At 36.7% G+C, this 2,889-nt stretch carries 1 protein-coding gene; it reads right to left on the minus strand.

Annotated features, from left to right (window positions below; all coding sequences use genetic code 11):
• On the minus strand, positions 1 to 2,863 hold a 2,863-nt coding region (locus J3U36_RS11300; protein WP_267385925.1), incomplete at its 3' end, for an SdrD B-like domain-containing protein.
• Between the last annotated feature and the right edge of the window lie 26 nt (positions 2,864 to 2,889).

The raw sequence follows: 2,889 nt of genomic DNA on the forward strand, positions 1-2,889 counted from the left end.
CGTCAACATTACCGTTAAAATATCCCGGGTAGATGCGAGGGGTAAAAATACCACTTACGGTTAGCAAACCTTTATTATATTGAATAAGTTCTTCTTTAGTGAGCTCAGCTGCCCCGTCTTTGTTTTTAGAACCTGTTACATCCAGATAAAGCTTGCCCGAAATTGCCTCGGTCGTATTTGATGGTACAACTTGAGCTTGCATTAGATATAATTTATTTTTATCTAAATTATTGGCAAGTGAACCATCGGCTAATACTTCAAAATCTAGCGTTCCTGGTGGTGTTGCTGGATCCACATCCGCAATGTCGATAAAATCATTGCCCGGAGTGTGAACTATACGGTATTTGCCTTCCGGTAATGAGTATAGCTCCATCGTCCAGAACTTACCCCAATACTGATAATCATTACTGTTTTTATCCCAATAATAAACATTTGATGTATTAGTCCCTCTCTCTGAATCTGAACCATACCTATCGCCATTCATATCATTAACAGGCATAGCACGAATATTACCTTTTCCTTGCATTAGAAAATTTTTAACAATTGGTGCACCAAGTTTGTCAAATCGAATTTTATGGCTAGTTGCAAGATCTTGACTGCTATTTTCTACTGCTGTTACGCTTTTACGTAATGCTTTAACGATAAAATCTTTTCCAGCTGTTAGCCCATCAGCGCCGGTAAATTTATAAAGCCCATCAGAACCAGTTTTTTTAGATGCAATAACACTTTGTCCGCCTATTACACAAGCATTGTTATCTTTACAAAGTAAGACTGTCGCATCAAAAAGTGGTAGATCATCATAAGTCCCTGGAATATTAACTTCTAATTTCCCTTTGCCAGAATATGTATCTAGGTAAACTTTACCACGAACAACATAATCTTGTTGTTTCAGCTTATACCAAAAGTTAGTTCCCTTATTATGCGCTTTTCCACCTTCAATTTTTATTTCAAAAACTGACTGGTTATTTTCAACGCCAGTATTTTGATCATTATTTTCAAGTTCAATATCTTGTGAATTAAAATTACTTCCAGCAGAAAAACTTGGTCTAGTTAAAACACGATATTGACCATCCGGTAGATTTGTAAAATTATAATAACCGTCCTGATTCGTACCAAAATTTGTGAATAAGTTCCATGTATTATCTGACTGCTTTTTGTATAACGATACCTGGGCAAATTTAATTGCTGTATCTTCATCTGGGTTATAATCACCCAAAGCGCCAGAATGGCTATTATTCAGATAAACATAACCAGATAGCGTATTCGGCTTTTTAGGTTTGAAATACATAGCATTCGAGTGTGAAAGTTCCGTTTGTATCGTTAAAATATAATCACCACTCGAATAGTCAGCTTCAATTTCGTCATTAATATCATCAATTTTATAAGTATATAACCCGGCATGATCAATCGGAGCAGCTATCCTACCGAGCGCACCGAGCACGCCATACGAACCACGTTTGCCGAGTGTTGCAGCTAATGGGGTTCCTTGTTTATCAAGAAGCGGAGTTACGCCGTCTTCTTCATAAAAAGAGACTTTCATGTAAGTTGTAGCAGTGTGTGTTAAGCTGACACCATCAACCACACCACCCCAAGCTGTAGTTAAATTAGCTGTTCTAATATTGCTTTCAACGTTTAACGTTCCTAAGTTCTCTCGAAGGGGAGAATACCAAAAGTTTCGATTCGATTGGGTTCCTTTACCTAAACCAACAACAATAATTTCTTTAGGGGCGATATTAGCCTGAGTACCATTACTAAGTTTTACTTTCCCTTTATGGCTACTTCTTGATTTTGGTGAAGTACTGGTTGATTTACCATCAGAATCATTCACAAAAATATAGGAATTTAAATCTATACCAGATTCGTTAATGACCACTTTATAATCTTTGCCGATCGCCAAACCACGGAATTGATATAATCCATTGCTCTTATTTGTTGTTTGTGTAGCAATCTTTTTCCATGTACTATCATCGTATTGATAAAGATCGACGGGGGTTTCTAAATAAGTCGTATTTGATACAGGTAATATATTATAAGGCTTACCAGAATCAGGTCCCCTAGGCAAAAACTGATTTGATAAGACAAATACCTGACCCGATATACCAGATAAACTTGAATCATTTGGATCAATTTTTAATAAAAATGTCGGACCACTTGTTTGGTTATTTGCATCTGTTATTTTGATGTTTTGTTCAAGTTTGCTAAGTGGAATATAAGGCGCTTTCACATTGGTTACTTTTATGTCATAACTCGCCACCGCTAAATCTTTAAAACGATATAGACCATCATCGCTTGTAGTTATCGTTTTTGTGCCCAAAACTTTGGTTGTCGTGCCGGGATAGTAAAGCTCGACATTCATACCTAATGCGCCAGTATCCGTATCAGCACCATAGATACCGTCATTGTTTTGATCTATAGCTACGATTCCATCGACGCCCCATTCATTACGTGGTTTTATATTGAATGCACCTTTTTGATTGGTACCATTCATATTAAACTCTATCGTATTAATGTATTTATGCGAATTATCGGGTAATGTTGCATCCCATAAGGTATATTTAGTTTGATTACTTGAGTCAGCAATAAAATCTTCAATATCAACAATTAGGTCATACTTATAGGTTTTTAAAGTATTTTTGATGTCAATTTCACCTTTATCATTGGTGGCAAGCGTTAACTCTTTTGTTGATGCAGAATTAATTAGTTTAATGGGAATATTTTTGGCGCCATTACCTTTTTCATCCTTAACATCTAAATGAATATCACCGCCTTGCCCTTTGATAAATAAGTTCTGAGCAGACGCACCGGTATCAACGATAAGTTGCACTGAACGATCAATGGTTTCACCTTCCGTCGTCTTTGCCACAACCTTATATGTCCCCAGTAACGGCG

Source organism: Gilliamella sp. B3817 (genome assembly GCF_026536705.1).
Taxonomy (GTDB): Bacteria; Pseudomonadota; Gammaproteobacteria; order Enterobacterales; family Orbaceae; genus Gilliamella; species Gilliamella apicola_I.